Source organism: Vibrio ziniensis, from assembly GCF_011064285.1.
GTDB lineage: Bacteria > Pseudomonadota > Gammaproteobacteria > Enterobacterales > Vibrionaceae > Vibrio > Vibrio ziniensis.
Genome location: NZ_CP049332.1, coordinates 821172 through 844411, shown reverse-complemented (window position 1 = coordinate 844411; position 23240 = coordinate 821172). Strand labels below are relative to the sequence as shown.

Annotated in this window: 22 protein-coding genes; 8 read left to right on the top strand and 14 right to left on the bottom strand. The window is 41.6% G+C overall.

Annotation, left to right across the window (positions count from 1 at the left end; translation table 11 throughout):
* Positions 1–35: 35 nt before the first annotated feature.
* A complete protein-coding gene (locus G5S32_RS18770; protein ID WP_165313679.1) occupies positions 36–950 on the bottom strand; it encodes an AraC family transcriptional regulator in 915 nt (304 codons plus the stop codon).
* 171 nt (positions 951–1121) lie between these two features.
* Between G5S32_RS18770 and G5S32_RS18765 the strand changes: the two genes are divergently transcribed.
* A complete protein-coding gene (locus tag G5S32_RS18765) occupies positions 1122–2207 on the top strand; it encodes a Gfo/Idh/MocA family protein (protein WP_165313678.1) in 1086 nt (361 codons plus the stop codon).
* Positions 2208–2515: 308 nt separating this feature from the next.
* On the opposite strand, the gene G5S32_RS18760 is transcribed toward G5S32_RS18765, so the two are convergent.
* The gene (locus tag G5S32_RS18760; protein WP_165313677.1) at positions 2516–3625 is read right to left on the bottom strand and encodes an alpha/beta hydrolase; all 1110 of its coding nucleotides are present in this window, start codon (positions 3623–3625) and stop codon (positions 2516–2518) included.
* 340 nt (positions 3626–3965) lie between these two features.
* Complete coding sequence (locus G5S32_RS18755) at positions 3966–4883, bottom strand: LysR family transcriptional regulator (RefSeq protein ID WP_165313676.1); 918 nt, start codon at positions 4881–4883, stop codon at positions 3966–3968.
* Positions 4884–4990: 107 nt separating this feature from the next.
* Between G5S32_RS18755 and G5S32_RS18750 the strand changes: the two genes are divergently transcribed.
* Positions 4991–6043, top strand: coding sequence for an MBL fold metallo-hydrolase (locus tag G5S32_RS18750; RefSeq protein ID WP_165313675.1), 1053 nt, complete (start codon positions 4991–4993; stop codon positions 6041–6043).
* Between the two features lie 287 nt (positions 6044–6330).
* Here the strand turns inward: G5S32_RS18750 and G5S32_RS18745 are convergent, their stop codons facing one another.
* The 4 genes from G5S32_RS18745 to G5S32_RS18730 form a co-directional block, all read right to left on the bottom strand.
* On the bottom strand, positions 6331–7440 hold the full coding sequence (locus tag G5S32_RS18745; RefSeq protein ID WP_165313674.1) for an NAD(P)-dependent alcohol dehydrogenase: 1110 nt from the start codon (positions 7438–7440) through the stop codon (positions 6331–6333).
* 404 nt (positions 7441–7844) lie between these two features.
* Positions 7845–8714 carry an aldo/keto reductase gene (locus G5S32_RS18740; RefSeq protein ID WP_165313673.1) on the bottom strand — a complete coding sequence of 290 codons (870 nt, stop codon included), beginning with the start codon at positions 8712–8714 and terminating at the stop codon, positions 7845–7847.
* 363 nt (positions 8715–9077) lie between these two features.
* Positions 9078–10010 (bottom strand): FAD:protein FMN transferase, encoded by a 933-nt coding sequence (locus G5S32_RS18735; protein WP_165313672.1) that lies wholly within the window; start codon positions 10008–10010, stop codon positions 9078–9080.
* A gap of 38 nt (positions 10011–10048) precedes the next feature.
* A complete protein-coding gene (locus G5S32_RS18730) occupies positions 10049–10978 on the bottom strand; it encodes a LysR family transcriptional regulator (RefSeq protein WP_165313671.1) in 930 nt (309 codons plus the stop codon).
* 161 nt (positions 10979–11139) lie between these two features.
* Between G5S32_RS18730 and G5S32_RS18725 the strand changes: the two genes are divergently transcribed.
* Positions 11140–11748, top strand: coding sequence for an NADPH-dependent FMN reductase (locus G5S32_RS18725; RefSeq protein WP_165313670.1), 609 nt, complete (start codon positions 11140–11142; stop codon positions 11746–11748).
* Between the two features lie 5 nt (positions 11749–11753).
* On the top strand, positions 11754–14174 hold the full coding sequence (locus G5S32_RS18720) for a flavocytochrome c (RefSeq protein ID WP_165313669.1): 2421 nt from the start codon (positions 11754–11756) through the stop codon (positions 14172–14174).
* Positions 14175–14495: 321 nt separating this feature from the next.
* On the opposite strand, the gene G5S32_RS18715 is transcribed toward G5S32_RS18720, so the two are convergent.
* Positions 14496–15419 (bottom strand): LysR family transcriptional regulator, encoded by a 924-nt coding sequence (locus G5S32_RS18715; RefSeq protein WP_165313668.1) that lies wholly within the window; start codon positions 15417–15419, stop codon positions 14496–14498.
* A 120-nt stretch (positions 15420–15539) separates the two neighbouring features.
* Here G5S32_RS18715 and G5S32_RS18710 point away from each other — a divergent pair, with 120 nt between their 5' ends.
* From G5S32_RS18710 to G5S32_RS18700, 4 genes are all read left to right on the top strand, one after another.
* Positions 15540–15992: a nuclear transport factor 2 family protein gene (locus G5S32_RS18710; RefSeq protein WP_165313667.1), complete on the top strand. Its 453-nt coding sequence runs from the start codon at positions 15540–15542 to the stop codon at positions 15990–15992.
* A gap of 29 nt (positions 15993–16021) precedes the next feature.
* The gene (locus tag G5S32_RS21480) at positions 16022–16555 is read left to right on the top strand and encodes an LLM class flavin-dependent oxidoreductase (RefSeq protein ID WP_207621638.1); all 534 of its coding nucleotides are present in this window, start codon (positions 16022–16024) and stop codon (positions 16553–16555) included.
* A 47-nt stretch (positions 16556–16602) separates the two neighbouring features.
* A complete protein-coding gene (locus G5S32_RS21475) occupies positions 16603–16977 on the top strand; it encodes an LLM class oxidoreductase (RefSeq protein WP_207621637.1) in 375 nt (124 codons plus the stop codon).
* A 104-nt stretch (positions 16978–17081) separates the two neighbouring features.
* Complete coding sequence (locus G5S32_RS18700) at positions 17082–17663, top strand: DapH/DapD/GlmU-related protein (protein WP_207621636.1); 582 nt, start codon at positions 17082–17084, stop codon at positions 17661–17663.
* 94 nt (positions 17664–17757) lie between these two features.
* Here G5S32_RS18700 and G5S32_RS18695 read toward each other — a convergent pair whose 3' ends face one another.
* The 6 genes from G5S32_RS18695 to G5S32_RS18670 form a co-directional block, all read right to left on the bottom strand.
* Complete coding sequence (locus tag G5S32_RS18695; RefSeq protein ID WP_165312825.1) at positions 17758–18027, bottom strand: hypothetical protein; 270 nt, start codon at positions 18025–18027, stop codon at positions 17758–17760.
* 299 nt (positions 18028–18326) lie between these two features.
* Positions 18327–19877, bottom strand: coding sequence for a sialate O-acetylesterase (locus tag G5S32_RS18690; protein ID WP_165313666.1), 1551 nt, complete (start codon positions 19875–19877; stop codon positions 18327–18329).
* Position 19878: 1 nt separating this feature from the next.
* Positions 19879–20706, bottom strand: coding sequence for a helix-turn-helix domain-containing protein (locus G5S32_RS18685; RefSeq protein WP_165313665.1), 828 nt, complete (start codon positions 20704–20706; stop codon positions 19879–19881).
* 115 nt (positions 20707–20821) lie between these two features.
* A complete protein-coding gene (locus G5S32_RS18680; RefSeq protein ID WP_165313664.1) occupies positions 20822–22255 on the bottom strand; it encodes a 6-phospho-beta-glucosidase in 1434 nt (477 codons plus the stop codon).
* A 74-nt stretch (positions 22256–22329) separates the two neighbouring features.
* On the bottom strand, positions 22330–22638 hold the full coding sequence (locus G5S32_RS18675) for a PTS lactose/cellobiose transporter subunit IIA (protein WP_139046770.1): 309 nt from the start codon (positions 22636–22638) through the stop codon (positions 22330–22332).
* A gap of 91 nt (positions 22639–22729) precedes the next feature.
* Entirely contained in the window at positions 22730–23035 is a 306-nt protein-coding gene (locus G5S32_RS18670; protein ID WP_165313663.1) for a PTS sugar transporter subunit IIB, read from the bottom strand.
* Between the last annotated feature and the right edge of the window lie 205 nt (positions 23036–23240).

The following is a 23240-nucleotide window of genomic DNA, read 5'->3' as shown; positions in this document are numbered from 1 at the left end:
TCCTTGCTCAATTGTTCTAAATACCCTTTAAAAACCTACCATGGAGCATTACTGATATCCTGAATACTGGCACCTAAGTCATTTAGACGTTTGGCATCTTGCGAAGGTGAACGACCATACATTCGAGCATACTCACGACTAAACTGTGATGGGCTCTCATACCCAACATCATACGCAGTTTCACTCACTTCCTTACCTTCCAACAGTAGTTTGCGTGCTTCTTGCAACCTTAAGGTTTTTTGGTATTGCAACGGAGTCATTCCCGTTGCTGTACGAAAATGACGATGTAACGAAGCCTGACTCATGCCTGCTTGTTCAATGAGATCTTGAATCGAAATCGCTTTGCTAAAGTTATCTTTTACCCAGTTAATCACTTCTCTTACTTTATTGACTCTAAAATCATTTCCGGAAATTTGGCGCAGAACTGAGCTTTGCTCTCCTTTGAGTAAACGATACAAAATCTCTCTATCCACCATGGGAGCGAGGAAGGCTACATCTTGCTCACTTTTGAATAAATCAAGCATGCGTGAAAGAGGCTCTAACAAGTTTTCATCGGCTCTACTCAATAAGAAACATTCATCGTTCATCACCTTCCGATGACTAATAACCGTCTCTGTCATGATCTGAGCTAATTTGTCAGGATCGAGCTGGATACTAATAGACATATAGGGGTGATTAGCGTCCGATTCGATTATTCTTGTGGCAATAGGCAGCTCCACAGAATTAATGAAATAGTCTCCCGGCTTATATTGAAACTGGTGTTCGCCAACAATCACTTCCTTAGAGCCTTGTAAAACCAAGCACAACATCGGTTGATACAGCACGGTAACTGGGCAATTTGTAGTTGAGGCAGTAAACACACTATAACCAGGATAAAACTCGACACTTTTACCTAAATAAGCGTGTTGTTGAACCTTATCTATCAATCGGCTGATTATTTCGTTCATCATTGTTAACCTATTCCATTGTTCAAATTACCTACTCACACATTGATAGGATTAGGCAAGTATTTGAGAGTATCAGGAGAGAAAGTGGATGAACAGATAAAGTAAATTGAGTCTTAACAAATAAGCTAACGTGGCATCACGTATTACTTCAGCATACTTTAGAAGGACTCAACTATGGCAAATCAAACTATTCGCGTAGGCTTTATTGGTCTCAATCCAGACAGCCATTGGGCTGCAACCGCTCACCTACCTGCTCTACAATCTCTAGGTAATAAATATTCAGTGGTTGCGGTTGCTAACAGCAGCCTCGAAAGTTCTGAACGAACAGCAAAAGCGTTAAACCTACCTTATGCGTTTGCCTCTGCAGAAGAATTAGTAAAAAGTGACGAAGTTGATTTAGTTGTTGTGACAGTTAAAGTTCCTTACCACTTTGAACTTGTTTCTGCAGCGCTTAATGCTGGCAAGCACGTTTACTGCGAATGGCCTTTAGGTAACGGCTTACAAGAAGCTCGTCTTTTGACAGCTCTTGCTGAATCAAAAGGCGTTGTTGCTGTGTCTGGTACTCAGGCAAGAACGGCATTAGAAATTGAGCACTTGAGCAAACTGATTGCTGATGGTTACGTAGGCAAAGTGCTTTCATCTACGCTTATCGGCTCTGGCGGTAACTGGTCTGGTGAAACCATCGAAGAATACTACTATCTGTTTGAAGAGAAAAACGGTGCAAACATGCAGACGATTCCTCTTGCTCATACATTAGCGGCAGTTAAAGATGTATTGGGTGGTTTTGCACAGCTTAATGCTCAATTCGTCAGCAACTTTTCGACAGTAAAAGTTTCAGATGCTAACGAAACTCGTGAAAAATCCGTACCAGACCAAATTATGGTGCAAGGTCAACTTGAGAGCGGTGCTGCAATCTCTATTCACTACCGTGGCGGCGTGTCACGAGGTACTAACCTGCTTTGGGAAATCAACGGTACCGAAGGTGATATTCAGGTCACTGCGGATTTGGGTCATGCTCAAATGGTTCAACTAACCGTTAAAGGTGCAAACGGAGATGCTAAACAACTAGAACCTTTAATACCTGAACAATCCCTGTATGAAGGATTACCTAAATTCGCCGCAGCTCGCAATATCGCTGTTATTTATGACCGCTTGTACAACGATATTCAAAATGGAACGGCTACAGCACCTACATTCGCGGATGCCGTAAGACTGCATGAAATCATAGATGCAATTGAAAAATCGGCGGCAAACAAATAATCGTATAATCCATCTATAGTCATGGAGGTACTCGTGTACCTCCATGCCACATTCATATAACGCTAGATTAAACAGCTATTATGTTCCTGCATTTCAAAGGGCCAACCGCGTTTTAAGCAAATTCACGAGAACCCCAATATTTGTCATGTTAAGAGATCCCCCCAACATGGGTAATATCGTCTGTTGCAGTTTTAATTGACCTTTTTTGCACGCGGTTATCGAGTGATTAGTAATTGAACGACGAATAAATTCGTCAAATACAAAAAGCCGCTACTCATTGAGCAACGGCTTCGAAATTTCAATAACGCTTACGCTAGATTCGCTTTGAAGAATTCTTCAAGCTTATCAAATGGAATGATGTCTACTTGATCATATAGGTCAGTATGGGTTGCACCTGGAATAATCATCAGCTCTTTTGGTTCTGCCGCCGCCGCATAAGCGGTTTCGCTGAAATAACGAGAGTGCGCTTTTTCACCATGTACTAGAAGCATTGGGCGTGGCGAAATTTCTGCTATGTATGTCAAAATTGGCATGTTCATGAATGACAGCGGTGTAGTCAGTGTCCACGATGCATTTGAGTTAATAGCACGTGGGTGGAAACCACGTTCTGGTGATTTATAGTAAGCCGCGTATTCAACGACAAACTGAGGTTCGCCACCTTGTAGCTCTAGAGAAACCGGACCATATGCTGGCGCGCCATTTTCCGCATCTTTCCAACGTTGTTGCCCTAATTGCTCTAGACCTTGAGTACGCTGCTCTAGCGTCACGCTATCGTTATAACCTTTAGAATATAAACGAGTCATATCGTACATAGTGCTTGCTGCTACAGCTTTAATGCGCTTATCGATAGCTGTTGCGTTAAGCACCATACCACCCCAACCACAAATACCGATTGCACCGATACGTTCACGATCCACATTCGCTTGTAAACCTAGAAAATCAACCGCTGCACTGAAATCTTCAGTATTAATATCTGGAGAAGCCACGTTACGAGGTTCACCACTACTTTCACCCGTAAAGGAAGGGTCAAATGCCAGAGTAACAAATCCACGTTCCGCCATAGTCTGTGCATATAGACCAGAAGACTGCTCTTTTACCGCGCCAAATGGACCACTCAATACCAAACCGGATAACTTGCCATTTGCATTTTTTGGCTGATATAAATCAGCGGCTAAAGTAATGCCGTAGCGGTTTTTAAACGTCACCTTTTTGTGATCAACGTTGTCACTCTTAGCAAAGGTTTTGTCCCATTCATTGCTTAACGCGACTTGTGAATGTGCTGAAGCAGAACCGGAAGTTAGAGCACCAACACCTACTGCAACAACGGTTGCACCAGTCATTTTCATCATATTACGGCGACCAACATCTGGAATGTCTAAATTAGAGTTGTTTGGATTAATATCATTGAGCTTGTTCATCGTAGCTTCTCCTGATTGAGTTTTACTATGTTCAATTCATTAGCACGACATACAAAGCTTGCTAACAAACCAACGTGAGTAGCAATTGACGCTTCAATTGCCCTCCTCTATGGATGCTATTCTTGCAATAAACTGAATCTATACGTTAGCCAGATTCTACGTAATTATTGCCTAATAATCTTAAATCGACATTTATTTAAATTTTTCAATCGGAGAATGAATCTGGCCAACTCATACAATTAGCATATTTTTCAATTAGTTATTAACATTTCTGCGTATTTGCCTTGGCTTTTTAAAATGTTAAATAATCCATCTTAGCAAATGGCTACCCGACAATTCACTATTGACGCTCAAACATTAGATCCCATGGTGCAGTCTCTCCACCGAACCTTTCAACTAAGAAGTCGACCAACAGTCTCAACGTCAACGGTTGATGCTTCCTCGATAAATAGATGGCGTGAATTCCTAATGCTTCTGGTTTCTCAGCGGTTAAAATCGGAACAAGTCTACCTTGCTTGATGTGCTCACCAATATAAAACGTCGGTAACATCCCTACACCTGCACCACACAATACAGCACGACATACCGCATCCGTCTCATTGCTTTGAAAGTATCCTTTCACCGGAACTTCTATAACGCCGCGTTGTTTAATAAACCTGTAGTGTCTGTGAGTTCCGGAAACATGAGTAATACAGTAATGTTTATCTAAATCTTCGAGACATTGAGGCTCCCCATGTTTATTTAAATATTCTGGAGAGGCGCACAAAACAGAGTGACAAACAGCGAGTGGTCTAGCAATCATCATGGGATCCAACGTATTGGTAATTCGAATCGCAAGGTCGACCCTCTCTTCAACCAAATTAGCTGCGGTATGCCCTACAGAAAGGATGATTTCCACTTCGGGATGTAATTTTTGAAACTCAACTAGTGCTGGAGTGAGCTGAGAGTCTGCAAATGAACCTGAGGATGCAACCCGAATAACGCCTTTCGGTTTACTGCTTCGCTCTAGTGCAATATTCCTTGCATTATCGACTTCAAGAAGCATCTTCTTGCATGCTGGCAATGTTGCAATACCCACATCCGTTAGACTGACTTTACGTGTCGTTCTGTGCAACAACCTCGCACCAAACCAACTTTCTATTTCTTGCAGGTAACGGCTTACCATAGCGGTAGACATATTTAAATGCTCTGCTGCTTTAGTCATGCTGCCTTGCTCCGCAATTTCAATAAAGACCCTCGCGGCGGTTAATCGATCCATTATTTCAATCCACGCAATAATTAGTTAACTAATTTGGAATTTATCAAACTACAAAGCGCTTATACAGTGACGCCAAACTAACTCCATAGATTTAAAGGTAAAAATTAATGGCAAAAACTCATCGCTTTGCGTATTCAGCATTATTAGTTGGCTTACTATCCGCATGTTCAACAACATCAAACGCTGTAGAAGACGCACCATCGACAGTGAATGCAACGTATGTCACTCAATCGCATACCAAAGCACTTGCGCCGGGTGAAAAAGTCGCTGATCTTTTTCAATTGAACATGAATACACCCTACGTGCTACAAAAAATCACTGAACATACTTATTGGTATGAGTCTGGATTTTACGCCACCATTTTTTATGTTGGTGACAAAGGCGTAATGCTGTTTGATCCGCTAGAAATGCGAGCTGAACCAATCCTTAAATCTATTCGCACAGTGACGGACAAACCAGTTACAACGATTGTTTATTCTCATGACCACGCGGACCATATTGCAGCGACAGGTCAACTGTTGGATATGTTAAAAGCAACACAAAGCGAGGACCCTGAGATCATTGCTTCTCAAGCAACTGCGACCAAAATGGAATTGTTAAAGAGTGGCTTGGTAAAACCAACCAAAGTTATCTCATGGCCAAATGACTCATTCAAGTTTGAAAATCTGGATGTAGAGCTGCATGGTTTCCAACATGCAGCCCACACGGATGACCATTCTGCATGGTTGTTGGTACAGGAAAAAGTGTTACACGCACCAGATTTGCTTAACTCAGACCAACCACCATTTTGGAACTTCGCTGGTTCTGAGCGTTTCACTTTTCTAGAACAAAACCTTGAAACAGCGAACGCACTAAACTGGGATTACTTCAACGGTGGTCATGGCAATATCGGCTCCCACGCGGACTTTGCATTCCACTTAAAATTCATTGAAGAATTAAAATCAGCAGTAGGCAAAGCAATGGGTGAAGTTCCATTCGGCTTCGGCGTTGAAGTTGACAAAATCAACGCACACACAGTGATGCTACCAGCGTGGTACGGTGAAATTGCAAAAAGAGCTACCGACGAATTACGTCCTAAATACGGCAAGTATTATGGTTTTGAAACTGCCGTCCCTGCAAACGCTGAAATGGTAGCTGAGTACCTTTACAGCTACAGATAATCAGTTTCCACTGCAGCAAGGCTATTGAACGCGTGTCATAGCCTTGTTTTTTTATTGATACGTGTGGTTTATTAATGCTCAGAACCGACAAGGCATACGGTTTAAACCTACTTGCAAGCATACCATTCATATTGGTTTGTAGATGTGGAGCTTTTGGTAGAACTATCGCTTATACCTTTGCTCCTCTAATCCACCAAATACCTAGTGTTACAGTGGTGCTTAATATCATCCACTCTCAACTCCAACAAAGCCCCAACAGACACAACGGTTGAGGCTTATGGCTTTAACTACATTGTTGATGAGTCTATGACATAGCGATAACGCGCTTCTTTATTCACTACGCTCTTCCAAGCATCATTCACTTTTGAAGCATCAATCAGTTGAATCTGTGGATAAATTTTGTTTTCTGCACAGTAGTTCATCACATCTTGAGTTTCAGCAATACTACCAATCAATGAGCCATTGATATTGACTCGATTTCGTATGATAACAAAGTTATTGACGGTTAACTTGCCACCTATTGGCATCCCAACCTGAGTGAACTGATGGTATGGCTTCGCAAGGCTAGTGTAAGATGCCACTTCGAAATCATATGGAATAGTAGAAATCACGTAATCCATCATTCCTTTATATGGCGTTAATTTACTTAGATTATCAACGACAATGACTTCTTTGGCACCAAATGCCTTGATGTCATCGACTTTCGAAGGCGAAGTGGTAAATGCGTAAACTTCCGCACCTTTTGAAGCAGCAAGTTTCACCGCAATGTGCCCTAGCCCACCAATACCAGCGACAGCTACTTTATCACCAGCTTTGAAGTCCGCCTTGATAAGAGGTGAATATGTCGTAACACCGGCACATAGCAGTGGCGCTGCATGTTGTAAATCAATGCTATCGGGAATATGAATTGCGAAGTGATCGCGAACAACTAGATTGTTGGTATAGCCACCTTGGGTAATACCAGATGGTGACGTTGCGTCTGGATAACCGTAGGTCCACACAGTCTGACCGCGATCGCATAAGTGTTCCTCTCCGCTAGTGCAGCTATCACACTCCATACAACTGTCGACCATACAACCAACGCCAGCTTTATCACCAACCTTAAACTTGGTAACGTTTTTGCCTACAGCAGTGACGATTCCAGCGATTTCATGGCCCGGGACTTGCGGGTATTTCTGAGGTCCCCAGTGTCCCATCTCTTGGTGAATGTCAGAGTGGCAAATACCACTGTACTTCACTTCGATAAGAACATCGTTGTCGCCGAGAGCACGTCGTTCAAACTCCCACTGACGTAGCTCACCTGATTCATCAAAAGCAGCAAGACCTCTGCTTTTAATACTTTTGCTTAGCTCTTCAGCACTCACGCTCGAAGACTGCAACGCAGCTCTGCCCGCCAACGCAACACCAGCCGTTGCTAAAACAGTTTTTTCAGGAAGTCACGACGACCGTTAGTTTTGTTTTCTTCCATTTGCAAAACTCCTTTTGTAAAGCCTTTATTAACCCTATTTACATTACTACCAGCCTTGCCATTGTTTACATGACAAGGCGACGAACAAAGTTCACTTAGCTATCTTATGGGAGCTTGAATCAATTACTGTTGCCTATTTATTTCGAATTCTTGCTCACTCGTCCAAGGTTTTGAGCAAGCAAATGAGATGTGTTGAATCAAATAATGCACTTAATATACTTATCGAAGATAAAAAAAGACCTCTTGTCTAAAAGAGGTCTTTTTATATACCTAACATCTACACACTCGTGTTACAGGCTGAACATTGTGTTAGGTATGAATTAGCAAAATATTTTATTCGTGGATTTTCACACCAAGGCAGCCACGAACAAATTGAGGGTTAAAGTGCTTAACAGCCTCGGCTACATAACCCATATCTAGACTATTAATTTTTTGCATTTCTTCGTCAGTCAGAGCGAAGTCCCAGATAGCGAAGTTTTCCTCGATACGATTTAAACGCGTTGATTTTGGAATTACAGTAACACCGCGTTGCACGTTCCAACGTAGAATAACTTGTGCTACCGATTTACCGTGAGTATTAGCAATACCTTGCAGCATTTCGTCTTCAAAAGGCTTATAGCGACCACCACCAAGTGGAGCCCATGCTTCTGGCTGAACATTATAGTGTTTCATTGTTTCCAATGCTTCTGGCTGAGCAAAATATGGATGCAACTCAACCTGGTTCACCATAGGTTTGATTCTTACTGTTTCACAGAAGTTTGCTAGAACATGAGCATAGAAGTTAGAAACACCAATGGCTTTAAGTTTTCCAGCTTCATACGCATCCTCCAACGCACGCCAAGCGCTAAAGTAATCTCTCATTGCTTGATGTAGCAGATAAAGATCAAAATATTCCAAGCCCGACTTTTCGAGTGAAGCATCAATCGCAGTTTGAGCCATCTCATAGTTAGCCATATCCTGAACCCACAACTTTGAAGTGATGAATAACTCTTCACGAGTACACAAGCCTTCAGCGATGGCTTCACGGACTGCTTCACCAACAGCATCTTCGTTGCCATAAACGGCTGCTGTATCAATAAGGCGGTAGCCCGTACGGATAGCACTAAGTACCGACTGTTTACATTCTTTTTTATCTGTTACTTGAAAGACACCAAAGCCTTCCATCGGCATCTTAATGTTATTACTTAATACTGTATATTCCATTTCCATACCTATTTGTCAGAGTTAAAAATCATTGTTTAAATGGATATCGACGTCATCTAGCTCAGCAATCTTGCCAATTTATTCAGCTTAGAGCTTGAGTCATTCAATAGGTTTAGTCTAACCATACTGATTAAAAATCATTAGCCTATTTATTTCTATTGGTTGCCTATTTTTCCAAATATAAAACTATTTTTTTACACCAATGAGTTCCGTCAACTTTCCCAATAGGTATTGTCATTGTATGGGTGCGCTTGACGCCTAGGTTGTATTTAGACGTCACAGCAGTTTGGACACTGAGTTGAGTGAGTACAGCAAAGGGCGTGAGCCAATGAACTTAAACTACTTATGAACCAAAAAAACAACCTACGCCATGGTTACCCTACCCCTGAGGTTGCCAGTTACCGCAAACTGCCCATCAACCGTTATTACAATGGCTTCCAAACCGTCGATTTTGTTCACTGTTTCTAAGATATTTTTAGGGGCTAACCCGAAAAGCTTGGTGGTGTAGATGTCGCAATCTAAAGATTTGTCGGCAATGATAGTTAGTGAGACGATATCATTACTCACAGGATAACCAGTATGACTATCAAAAATATGGTGATATTTATTGCCGTTGTACTCAAAAGTTCTTTCATAGATACCAGAAGTTACTACCGACTGATTTCTTATCTTTACCTTAGCAACACTGTGTCCTCTCGGTAGAAAGGGGTTTTGAATACCAACATCCCAGTCAAGACTATTTCTAGGAGATTCGCCGTAAACAAGAAGATTGCCGCCAATATCAATCATGGCTGAAACAGGCTGCTTTTCTTTGAAGAAATCCATGACCTTGTCACTAAAATACCCTTTAGCGATTGCCCCCAGATCTATCTCTAAACCTTTCTTAGCAAAGAAGACTGAGTTACGTTCATCATCCAATATGATATTGGCAGGATCTAAACAACCCAAGACGTTGTTGATTTCCTCTTGGTTAGGCACCTTTGCTTCTTTAAATCCGATGCGCCATAGCTTAATCAGGGGACCAATTGCTATGTTCAAGAAACTGTCAGTAGTAAGACTGTGTTCTTTTCCAATCTTTATGAGCTCATATAATTCTCGGTCAACAACTATAGGCTGATTGACCGCTTTAGTTTTTAAAGAAAAAAGTTGTGAGTCTTTATTGTTGGCACTAAAAACCTGCTCGTAATGTCTTAACATTACACAAGCTTCATCTATCCATTTCTCAGCCTGTTCTCCTTTAAAATAAAGGCGGATTTTCGTCCCCATTAACTCAATCAATTGGCTGACCTCACTCATATTTTTCCTTTCCATCTATTTGCTTGCTCGCGCCCCAGTTAACGTGCAACTGCATCTTTGTTATATATAAATGAATCAAGAAGACCTTTGTCTATCTCTGACAGTTTTCTCTCGCTGTGATAGGCAATGAAATAATCGAGGTTCAACTGTTCTACAGGCAAATCATAGATGTTGTACTCAGAAGGACGAGGTGAAATTGCCAAACTTTCGGGTACAACCGTGACGCCTAAGCCAGACATTGCTAGGTGTTTCACTGTTCTTATTTCTGTACTTTCCAAAATGATATCGGGCTTAACTTTATAAATACTTAATAAATGGTCGATTTGCGCTCTAATAGCAGACCCTCTTGCAGTCAAAACCAGCTTCTGACGCAATAGATCTTCGATAGCAATACTATTGGGGGCTAAGGTTGAAACGTTATCTTGATAAAGTTCACATGATTTCGGTATGACCGCGAAATAGCCATGTTTTCCCCATGTCACTGCAAATAAGTTTGGCGCAATATTGTTCGAGTTTTGCCCTATAAAAAAGTCGACTTCTCCCTTCAAAAGTCGTTTCTCATTATTTTCCGGTATATCTTCTACCAACTCTATGTGGCAGTTAGGGTATAGCAATAAAAACTTTGGTAAAAACAATGGAATAAGGTAGCTACCAATACTGCCTAAAATACCGATTTTAATGGTTGTCTTGTCCACATCTGTCAAAGCAGTGATCTGTCTTCGCATGTTGGAATAAACCGTTTCAAGAGAGCTGAGATAATCGTAATAAATTTTGCCCTGTTCAGTTAATCGATATGGTAGCTCACTACGATTGATGATCTGGCAGTTAAGCTCTCCTTCAATGCGTTTTATTACCTGAGTCAAATACGGTTGAGAAATATAGAGGGAATCAGCTGCTTTGCTGTAATTGCTAAAACGCAGCAAAGCATCAATGTAATACAAGGTGTTTTGATTGTGATACTTCGACATTTTCTTTCCCTTCCAGTGTCCAACTTCTCACGAAAACCAAACTATAACAAATTACTTATTAAAGGCGAATGTATTGCTATTAGATAGCATTTTCATACTGTGTTAAAACAGTAACCAGAATTTAATTATGGTTATTTAAGAAATACAGGAAAACTTTTAATATGAACTACTTAGCAATTGTTGGCACCAATTCTAATGTGTCAACAAACCGAATGTTACTGCAATTCATGAAAGAGCATTTCAAGCAGGAAGCTGGGCTTGAACTCTATGAAGTAAAAAACTTGCCTGCTTTTTATGAAGCTAAAGATGACCAAGTACCTGAAGAGGTACAGGCTCTATCTTCAAAGATTCTTCAAGCTGATGGGGTAATTATTGCGACGCCGGAGTACGACCACGCGATCCCTGCAGTACTGAAAAGTGCATTAGAATGGATCAGTTATACCAGTCAGGCACTTACCGATAAGCCAGTACTGATCGTAGGTGCATCCCATGGTTCATTGGGTTCTTCAAGAGCTCAAGCTCATCTTCGTCAAATTCTGGACTCTCCAGAATTAGCGGCACGCCTTATGCCAAGCAGCGAGTTTCTACTAGGAAAATCACAAGCCGCATTTAACTCAAGTGGTACTTTAATCGTGGAAGAAAAGTTAGCTGAACTTGATGAGATTTTTAGAGAGTTTGTGCTGTTTACACAATTGATAACAAAATTATTATCAGAGAAAGCAGCAATCAAAAAAGACAAAAAATACGTTTGGCAAACTCAAGAGGCATAAGAGAAATGAAATTTACAGCAATCATCGGAACTACTTCTCCAAAGTCTCATAACCGAACTCTGCTTGAATTTATGCAGGCGCATTTTAAAGATAAAGCAGAAATCGAGTTGTTGGAAATTAACGAAGTTCCAATGTTTAATCAGGACAATCCGTCTAACAACCCGCAGTTATTGGCAATCAATGAAAAAATTATTGCTAGTGACGGCGTAATCATTGCGACGCCTGAGTATAACCACTCAATCCCATCTAGTCTCAAGAGCGTGCTTGAATGGTTGAGTTACGAGCTTCATCCACTTGATGGTAAGCCAGTTATGATCCTTGGTGCATCTATCGATTCTCAAGGTTCTTCTCGTGCTCAGCTGCACCTACGTCAGATCCTAGATGCACCTGGCGTTAACGCGAACGTTATGCCTGGGTACGAATTCTTACTCGGAAATGCACACAAAGCGTTTGATGAAAATGGTCAACTAATTAGTGATGGCACAATCGACTTTTTAGAAATTTGTTTCTTAAGATTTATGCGATTTGCCAAAATTTCAAATCAGTTGAACGAAGAAGAAGAGTTTTCATTTACTCCTGGTACATATGATGTCCACGCTCTGGGGCATGGTGGCGCACTGCCAATGAAAGTGTCGTTTAGCGACAAGAGAATCGAAAGCATTGATATTGACACAGGTAGTGAGACAGAAGGTTTAGCGGACGTCGTATTCGTACGTATCCCAGATAAAATCATCGAAGGCCAGACACTGAATGTGGACGCCTTGTCTGGTGCTTCTGAAACCAGTAACGCAGTTCTTGATGGCGTTGCAAAAGCTGTGAAGCTTGCAGGTGTTAACCCTGACATCTTGAAACGTCGTCCTAAACCAGCCAGTAGCTTAAATAAAGGTGACGAAGAGTACACTTGCGATGTGGTTGTCATTGGCGGAGGCGGCGCTGGATTAAGTGCCGCAGCAACAGTTTTACAACAAGGTAAGAGCGCTATTGTACTGGAAAAATACCCTGCTGTAGGGGGTAACACGATACGTACTGGTGGTCCAATAAATGCGGCGGATCCTGAATGGCAACGTACTTTCGACGAAAACCCAGGTGAAAGACAAACAATTGAAGCTCTGCTGAGTACTGCTGAAAGTGATATTCATGAAGAATATCGTGAAGACTTCTGCGATCTGAAACAAGAGTTTGCCGTATACCAAGAAAAATTTGGTGATGCTAAAGGTCACTTGTTTGATTCACCATTGCTTCACAGAATGCAGACTTATTTCGGTGGTAAGCGTACTGACCTGCTGGGCAACAGCATCTATGGACAATATGATCTGGTTAAGATTTTGACCGACCGTGCTTTAGAGAGCGTTCAATGGATCGAAGAGATCGGTGTCGAATACGATAAAAATATCGTATTTGCTCCGGTTGGTGCTTTGTGGCGTCGTGGTCATAAGCCAGTGAAAAAATACGGCACAGCATTCATTCTCGCATTGAGCCAGTACATAGAGAAAATGAAAGGCACCATTATTACCGATAGCCCTGCTAAAGAGTTCCTTATTGAAGATGGCGAAATAAAAGGGATTATCGCTACCGGTGTAAACGGTCAGAAGATTACCGTTCATGCAAAAGCTGTTGTTCTGGCTAGTGGCGGTTTTGGTGCTAATACAAAGATGCTCAAACAATACAACACTTATTGGAGCAACATTGCTGACGATATCAAGACAACCAACTCATATGCTATGACAGGGGATGGTATTCTTCTTGGTCAATCAGTAGGTGCTGGATTAACAGGCATGGGCTTCACTCAAATGATGCCTGTAGCTGATCCGAATACCGGTGAACTGTTTAGCGGACTGCAGGTTCCTCCAGAAAACTTTGTCATTGTGAACAAAAACGGTAAACGTTTTGTCAACGAGTTCGCGGGACGTGACGTACTGACTAAAGCTGCCTTAGCGGAAGGTGGGCTGTTCTATCTGATTGCTGATGATGAAATCAAGAAAACTGCCGCGAACACTAGTCAGGAGAAAATAGACCGTCAAGTTGAAGCAGGTACGTTATACAGAGCTGACACGCTAGAAGAGCTGGCAGCCAAAGTGTGTATGGAACCATCAGTACTCATTGATACCGTTAACAAGTACAACAGCTACGTTGAAGCGGAAAATGATCCTGAGTTCCATAAGGATACATTTAGCCTGAAAGTGGAAAAAGCGCCTTTCTATGCAACACCACGCCAACCAGCAGTACACCATACAATGGGTGGTTTGAAGATAGATACAGCGACTCGCGTTCTTGATGAGAATAATCAACCTATCAAGCATCTGTACGCTGCTGGTGAAGTTGCTGGTGGTATCCACGCGGGTAACCGACTTGGCGGTAACGCACTTGCTGACATCTTTACGTTTGGTCGAATTGCAGGACAAACTGCGATTGAAGAAATGAACTAAATCTCTATCTAACTAAGTAATAGAGGGCAACTAACACCTGCCCTCTTTCTACACCATAAATATGCTTGTGTTTAGGGTGCTGAATCAATCAAGAAAAATACGATGAAAATAGTTACTCACACTATTTCCCCATCACATACCAAATGTCATTGCAAGTTTGTAACAGGTTTTTGGACAAAACCTTGTCTGCGACTTTTCTAAATTAGCAGAATCCGGATTAGTTTGAGTCTGGCAAACTTACTCACAATAACTTTGCCAGTATCTTAAAATGAAACACAATGAGTTACAGCTAAAGCAATACATTTAGGGGAGAATACTAAGTCATAATTGATAAATCGAACCTGTTTTTTCAGCGTCTTCTACCAATGCATCAATCACTACTCGTTGTCTCGGCTTTAAATATCGTGAACGCGGCCATACCGCATGTATTGGCATTTCGGCACCGGCATATTCATCTAAAATAGTCACTAACGCACCTGTCGCAAGATGTTCATTGATCAACCAAGTTGGTAACTGAGATATCCCCACACCTTCTAAGACCGCAGAGAGCATTGCGTCACCATCGCTAAAACAATACCGACCATGAACTATCTGTGCGAAACTTTCACCGTTTTCACGCCTAAACAACCATGCGGGTTGAGAACTTCTTTGACCGCCGACAATACAGTCATGTTCTGTCAATTCAGTCACTAGCTTAGGAGTCCCCTTCTTTTCAAGATATTTGGGACTGGCACACAAAACTAATCGTTGGCGCCCTAATCGTCTTGCAATTAAATCCGCATCATCAGCCAATGTCCCTATGCGCACAACGAGGTCAACACCTTCATCAATCAAATTGATACGCCTTTCACTAAATGCAACCGACAAATCGAGATTCGGGTATTTCTTAGTTAATTCCAGCAAAACTGGCATCACGTGCCTTCTTCCAAATGCTGCTGGGAGATGGACATTCATGCTTCCGGAAACCTGAACACTTCCAGCGACAACACCTTGCTCCAAACTGTCGATTTCATCCAGTATACCAATCCAACCTTCAAAATAGCGCTGGCCCTCTGGGGTTGGAGTTAAACTGCGTGTCGTTCGATGCAGTAACTTCGTACCTAATTTTTTTTCTAACCGAGTGACACTTTTACCAACCGCTGAACCAGTAAGCCCTAAGCGTTCGCCAGCAGCAGTAAATGAACCAGTTCGTAGCGTTTCAACGTATTCAATCACACCTGAGAATTGAGTCTGGACAACCTTCATTATGGAACCATGAGATGCAATTAATGGAATTTAAACTGTATTATCATTTTAAAACAAGTCAATACAATATCTCCTGTTAGATGAAACAACCTGACCTAAATCATTAACCGGAGAAACACCATGTCCAACAACAACACACGTATTAACGCCCTTCTTGATCGTGAAGAAATTCGAGCATTAAGACTACGCTACAGCCAGCTACTTGATGGTGGCGAAGCTGAAAAAATGGGAGAAGTCTTTACTGAAGATGCCGAAGTTAAAGTTACCGTTGGCTCAATGAAAGGTTTAACTGAAATCAAACAAAGCCTAAAAGAGGCGTACCACACATTTGATACAAAAAACCGTGCACATTTTCCTTTCGTACACGCGGTTACTAATCACGATATTACTTTAATCGACGAAAACAATGCATCAGGTAGCTGCTACCTACTAGATTTCGTTACTGACCGTGAACAATCTCAACATCCATTTTTGCTCTTAGGACATTACGTAGATCAATATGTTCGTGTAAACGGAGAATGGAGAATTTCACGCAGTGAATTAGATGTTTTATGGCCAGAAGAGTCTCATTAATATCCCAGAAAAATAAGAGTTCAAAAGCGATGAATAAAAGCAAACTATCATTTCCAACCAGTTTTCAGCGCGTGTTTTCCGACAATAAGGTATCTGTTGGATTACTAACTCCGCTGGAAGCTTACCCAAGTAAACCATTCCCGACTCTAAAGGACCATCTAAGAATTGCTCAACAAGCAGAAAGAGCCGGCTTTGCCAGTATTTGGGCACGTGATGTCCCATTTTACGACCCTAACTTTGGTGACGCGGCCCAAATCATAGACCCATTTGTCTATGCTGGATACCTCTCAGCGGTAACAAATGAGATAACCCTTGGGACAGCAGGTATCGTATTACCATTACGTGACCCGATTTCAGTAGCTAAACAATCCGCGTCAATAGATTTGCTCACTGGCGGACGTTTTGTACTAGGTCTATCAACGGGTGACCGTCCTGTCGAGTATCCGGCTTTCGGAATTGATTTTGATAAACGTGCAGAACTGTATCGTGAGTCTATTGATGTCATTAACCGTTTACACAGTGATCATTTCCCACAAATGGCGACCCAACATTATGGCACGTAAAAGGCAATCTCGATCTCCATCCCAAACCCGTAAATGGGCGGATCCCCATGATAGCTGTCGGTCGCTCTCGCCAACCAATTGAATGGTTAGCAAACAATGTAGACGCCTGGATATGGTCTGTTGATGATGAACATGCAATTAAACAGCTTATTTCACAACTAAAAACTGCTGCTGGAGATAATCCAGCACCTAAGTACGGCTATGCAACGTTTTTCGACCTCGATGCAAACCCCGATTCCCCTTATCAACGTTTTTATAACGTCGTCAGGATCGGACGCAACGCGCTTATAGATCGCCTAATCAAACATAAAAAGTTAGGGGTTAATCATATTGCTCTTAATCTAAAACCTTCTCGCAGACCCGCAGATGAAATTATCGACGAAATGGGACAATACGTACTTCCCGTTCTAGGTGAAGATTAAGTATTGATAAACAAAAGAAACAGTCCATAAAGCTAAAACTTGACCTAAACGCTCTACACCTCCATGATTTGGAATCACTCTATTCACAAAGTTAAGGAAACATAGTGACTCTGGAAGAATGTTTACAATACATGCGTGAAGGTGGTGTGATAGAAGGAAATTCAGAAATACACCAGCAATGCTATGAACTCGCAATGGAAGCTCTAAAAATAACCGCGAAACTTAATGGGAGCTACCATCCACCAGAGGAAATCCGAGAGATTATGTCTCAACTAATCGGAAAACCTATCGACGACTCTTTTATGGTGTTTCCACCATTCAATACCGATTGCGGTAAAAACATTAGCTTTGGTAAGAACGTCTTCATCAATTCCGGTTGCTGTTTTCAGGATCAGGGAGGGATTACTGTTGGTGATGGCGTCCTCATCGGCCACAATGTGGTGTTAGCAACCCTCAATCATGAAATGGCTCCTCATAAACGAGGCACTACAATTCCTAAACCGATTGTTATTGGTAATAACGTATGGATAGGTTCTAATGCAACCATATTACAAGGAGTCATCATTGGTGATGGAGCTGTAGTTGCTGCCGGTTCGGTAGTAAACAGAGATGTGATTCCCAATACTGTTGTAGGAGGAGTACCAGCAAAGCTTATAAAACACATAGACTCAGCGAATGATGAATAGCTCTTTTCTACAATTCGTCAATGTGAATTGAATTAATAGAGAAATTACGATTACGATATGAATTCTACGACCCTATCTGCCTTTTCGGTCGGTGTTAAGAACACAAATCGAATATTGGCGGTGGCGTTTGCTTCTCAAGGTAATGCTGCATACCGCGCTCCGTAAGCTGTATACAAGAACTCTTAAATTCGATGTAGTTAGAAAGCATTCCGTGTAAGCACAAATGACGCATATCACTCTCAACCTTCGAACCTAGCTTGGCTTGCAATTGTTTAAAACTCAAACAGCCTTTTGATGTATACATCAGTTCATGCAGCAGCAACAAAACTTCATTTTGATAGACAGATGTTTTTTTTAAATACATAAAGATCACCTTTGGTGAAGTAGAGGCTACTAAGTAACCTCTGGTTTCAGGAGGTTTGTATTTGGGGGAAATACATCAGTGAGGGTTGCTAAACGCATTACTCGTCTACAGCAACTGATACACCTAATTTCACAGGCCCCTCATAATCAGTAGAAGTATTAAAGCGAAGTAACGTGGCAAATAACTTTAATTTTCTACCCCGAGATTTTTCATCGAGCATTTTTGTCTAGGGTAGAAATGCATAGCTCACACTTTAATAATTTTGCTACAACGTATAGGCAAACGAACTCTGATAAACACTAACAGCCCACTTCAAATGGCAGCGCGGGGATCTTAGATTTGTTGTATAGATTGACTTGATAGTACGGTGTTGAAGCAAATTTAATCAAAACCGCATCTTCAAAGTGACCAAATAACACTAAACAACGACCTTCAATCTTAAAGCTCTCATAACAAATACTGTTACCACTTTTATCTTCTAAAGAAAGAGCATTAACGCTGGTTCCTACTAGGTGCAAACCATCAGCATATTCAAACTCAATACAAATAGATTCATTCGTTCTGGTAGCACTTTTAAATCTTGGCGCTTGCGACATAACCTCTTGCTTGTAGATATGATTTTGCGCAAGCAAAGCTAAACGTTGACCAATAGGCTTTTTAATCTTTGGATGAATATCGATTTCCATTCCGGCGTCACCCGAACTCACCATCCAAGTATTTTCGATTTTATCGGCCACTTTTTGTTGTTGCCTGCGCAATTCAGGAAATGCACCGCCATCAAGAGAAAGCCAACGAGAAAACGGGGCTAACTGAACAAAAAGAAAAGGTAAACACTCTCCCCACGCATCACGCCAGCAACGAATTAATTGACTAAATGTTGAGAAATACACATCCGCATGCGGCGAATCACTCTCACCTTGATACCAAATTACTCCACGCACTGTGAAGGCGGTAATTCGAGTCAGCATATTCTCGTATAGTCCGCCCGGTCGGTATTGATGGTGGGGACCTCCACTTATTGCTGCTTGTTGATTCGGGATACTAGCGGCTTCATCTACCATTTGAGCTTGTTCTGCTTCACTTAAACCGGGATACATAATTTTGCCAGCTAAACCTTCAATCGATTTCAAAGGTTGACTGGTATCACTGCTTGGCTGATTTAAGTAAAGCTCTTTATCTTGTGCTAAGTCGATCCCTTCTAGCTTAGCCTCATACTCATCGAGCCAAATCTCAGCTTTTGTATCTCTTAGATATGACTCTTCTACCCAAGCACAAGCTGGTGTTCCTCCCCAGTTACACCCGACAATGCCTACGGGAATATCCAGTGCTAGGTTTAAATCATGGGCAAAGTAGTAAGCAACGGAAGAAAAATGGGGTAAGTCTTCTGGTGTACAGCAACGCCAAACATAAAACTCCTTATAGTCGAACTGAGTTTCCATTTCAGGAATTGAAATTTGTGCAACATTGAAAAATCGAATATCACGACTTTTTTGATTTTGTATTATGTCTGCTTTATTGGCATCAAAGTGAACGTGGTATTCCATATTAGACTGCCCGCCTGCGACCCACACCTCTCCAATACCAATATCATTAAAGCTGAGTTTATTGGTGCTATCAGAGATTGACAAAACAAGCTCAACAGCTGCTTCTTGCGCAGGCAGCTCTGCTATCCATTCTCCACTTTCCTCGACAATCACATCCAGCGTAACAAGCATGTCATATTCCAAAGAAGCGACTTTTTCTAACGTAATCGTTACTGTGTCACCCGAAGTGCCCATCCCCCAAATGACGATAGGTTTATGACGCTGGAGGATCATATGGTCGCCAAATATCTGATTTACACTAAACATCTTAATTCCTTATATTTGCCCCCAAGCGCACCTCTCTTGGCGTAACATTAAACACCCTCTTAAACTTGCTTGAGAAATAATTTGAATCTTGGTAACCAACTTCAAAAGCAATATCAGTGATGGAGCGGTCACTGTATTTCAAAGCTTCAAGTGCCTTACTCATACGAATGTGATTCAGGTATTTATTGAAATTCATTCCTGTCATGCGAAATAAAATCTTAGATAACTGCTTAGACGAAATGCTCACCTTTTCGGTAAAGTCTTGCAAGGTTACTGGCTCTGCATAGCTTTGATGTAGATATTGCATCACAGACAACACTTTCTCTTCCTCAGATTCAGCGTCGAGGGAGTGAATACGACCGCGCGATAACTCAACCAACAATAAGTTAAACAGCGACTGGCAAACAATCTTGGATTCAAGCGTATCGACGCCAATTTCACTGTCCAAACGCATAATAAGGCTATTGGCCATTTCGCTACTTTGCTCATTAATGAACCAACCTCGACTATGATCGGCGGTGTCTGGGATATACTTTGCGATGGACGAATCTACTGCCATTTTACTTTGGTCGAACAACACATTACTTAAATGCAGCCCCTCCACGTTCTCGAACAGATGGCGGTCTTCCCTTTTGATAAAACAGACGTAATTTTTACTCAGGTTCATCGGGATATCGTTAATTACGTGGGTACCTGAGCCTCCAGACACAAGCATCAGCTCTTCAAAAGCATGCGAGTGTTCTGGATAGGGTTCTTGGGGCGCTCTTAACTCGGTTGCGAACGGAATCTCAGAGCTAACAAAGAATTCATTCGATTTTAAATAAATCATAAGCAGCCTTAAAAACAAAGATGAAATAGCTCAAAATAAAATAAGCTGCAACCGTAATTGGATGCAGCTTTAGCAGTGAGTTCTTAATTAATTCATTTTAATTAAGTGACTCTAATTAAAGATCTGCACCATTGCTGGCAATAACACCCTGATACCAATGGAAGCTCTTTTTCTTTGAGCGAGACATATCACCGCTACCATCATCGTGCTTGTCAACATAGATGAAACCATAACGTTTCTTATATTCACCAGTGGTAAATGAAACACAGTCAATACAACCCCAAGGCGTGTAACCGATAAGGTCTACACCATCTTCAACAACGGCTTTTTTCATTTCACTAATGTGAGCTTCAAGGTAAGCAATGCGGTAGTCGTCATTAATGCTGCCGTCTTCCTCAACCTTATCCACCGCGCCAAAGCCGTTTTCAACAATGAACAATGGTTTTTTGTAACGCTCACTCAGCATATTCAATGAGTAACGAAGACCAACAGGGTCAATCTGCCAGCCCCAGTCTGAAACACCAACATGTGGATTTGGCAGGCTGCCAGGGAAGCCTGTTAAACCTTTGGCTTCGCTCTTATCTGTTGCAGATACCGCAACCGACATGTAGTAGCTGAAGCCGATGTAATCGCAGCAACCCTCTTTCAGGATGCCTTTATCCTGCGAGTCCATTTCAATCTTGTAGCCCTTAGATTCCCATTCACTTTCAATGTGAGACGGATATTCACCACGAATATGAACATCGCTGAATAAGAAACGATCACGCATTGACTGATTAGCAAATAGAACGTCTTTAGGATCACAGGTGTAAGGATAGATTGGGATAAACGCAATCATACAACCGATTTGGATATCTGGATTAATTTGACGACCCAGTTTGACCACCTTCGCACTCGCCACCAACTGGTTGTGTACAACCTGATACATGGTTTGCTCTGGCTTCTCGTCATCGTTGAAAACAACGCCAGAGTTCGCATAACCAAATAGTGGATAGGTATGATTTTTCTGGTTGTTGATTTCGTTGAAAGTCATCCAGTATTTTACTTTTTTAGCGTAACGCTTCATCACTGTTTCAGAGTAGTGAACAAAGAAATCAATAACTTTACGGTTACGCCAACTGCCGTACTCTTTCACTAAATGGTGTGGCATTTCGAAGTGAGAGAGGGTAATAACAGGCTCAATACCGTGCTTTAATAACTCATCAAATAAGTCATCATAGAACTGTAAGCCTTCCTCATTCGGTTCAACTTCATCACCTTTAGGGAAAATTCGAGTCCACGAAATTGAAGTACGGAAACACTTAAAACCCATCTCGGCAAAAAGTGCAATGTCATCTTTGTATCGACCGTGAAAATCAATCGCTTCATGGTTTGGGTAAAAAGTATCGGCTAATACACCATCTGTAATTTCACGTTCTTTATCAACAGCACCACCGCTTAAAACGTCCATGATGCTTGGGCCTCGGCCACCTTGGTTCCAGCCACCTTCAACCTGATGGGCAGCAACTGCACCACCCCAAAGGAAGTTTTCCGGGAATGTCTTTTTCATTTTACTTACTCTTGAAATTGATACGCTAAGCCGAACTATCAGCGCGGCTTAGCTAGGATCGTGAGACCTAAGGATTAAGATTGAAGTTTGCGGTGTATGTTGATTAGCTCTTCAACCAATTCACGAGCAAGCATTGAAGTCATGATATGGTCTTGCGCATGCACCATCACTAGATTCACTGGTACTTTACCTTCGCCTTCATCTAAGCCAATAAGTTCAGTTTGAACACCATGAGCACGTTTAGCAGCCGCCGTAGACTCTTCTAAAAGTCCATCAACGTCTTCCCACTCACCCTTTTTAGCACTCGCTAGTGCCTGCATTGCTAAACTTTTTGACTCACCAGCGTTGATGATCAGTTCCATTACGGTAGCTTCGAGATCCATAACAACTCCCACTAAATATTTCTAAGTTTTATAATTTGGTATGACGAGGGTTTTGGAAACGAACCCTCGTTATAAATATATTGAATTTAAATTAGCCAATCATCGCTAGAGCTTCATCAAGGATCTTGCCGCCTTTCATCATGCCGTAATCCATTTGGTTGATAACAGCAATAGGCTTATTAACAGCATCAGCCTTAACTTTAAAGTCGTTCAGCTTGTATTTGATTTGTGGACCAAGCAGGAAGCAGTCGTAATTCGCTAGGTTTGCATCAAACTCATCCAGCCCAACTGCGTTGATTTCAACTGCAATATTTTTTTGTTCAGCAGCTTGAAGCATTTTCTTTACAACCATGCTTGTAGACATGCCAGCAGCACAACATAGAAGAATTTTAGCCATAAGTTTCTACCTTAAATTTTCGTCATTGCGGAATTAAATTTCTAACAGCAGAACAAACAACACCGCTTTGAATTGGATATCTTTTACTCTGGTTATCTCCCAAAGATTACCCTCTTGCTATCGGACTAAGCTGTTCGCTCTTCGATGAAATCATTATCTGTTGCGAGCCTAAAGATTGTTATAACTGCTGTTGCAATCGGATATG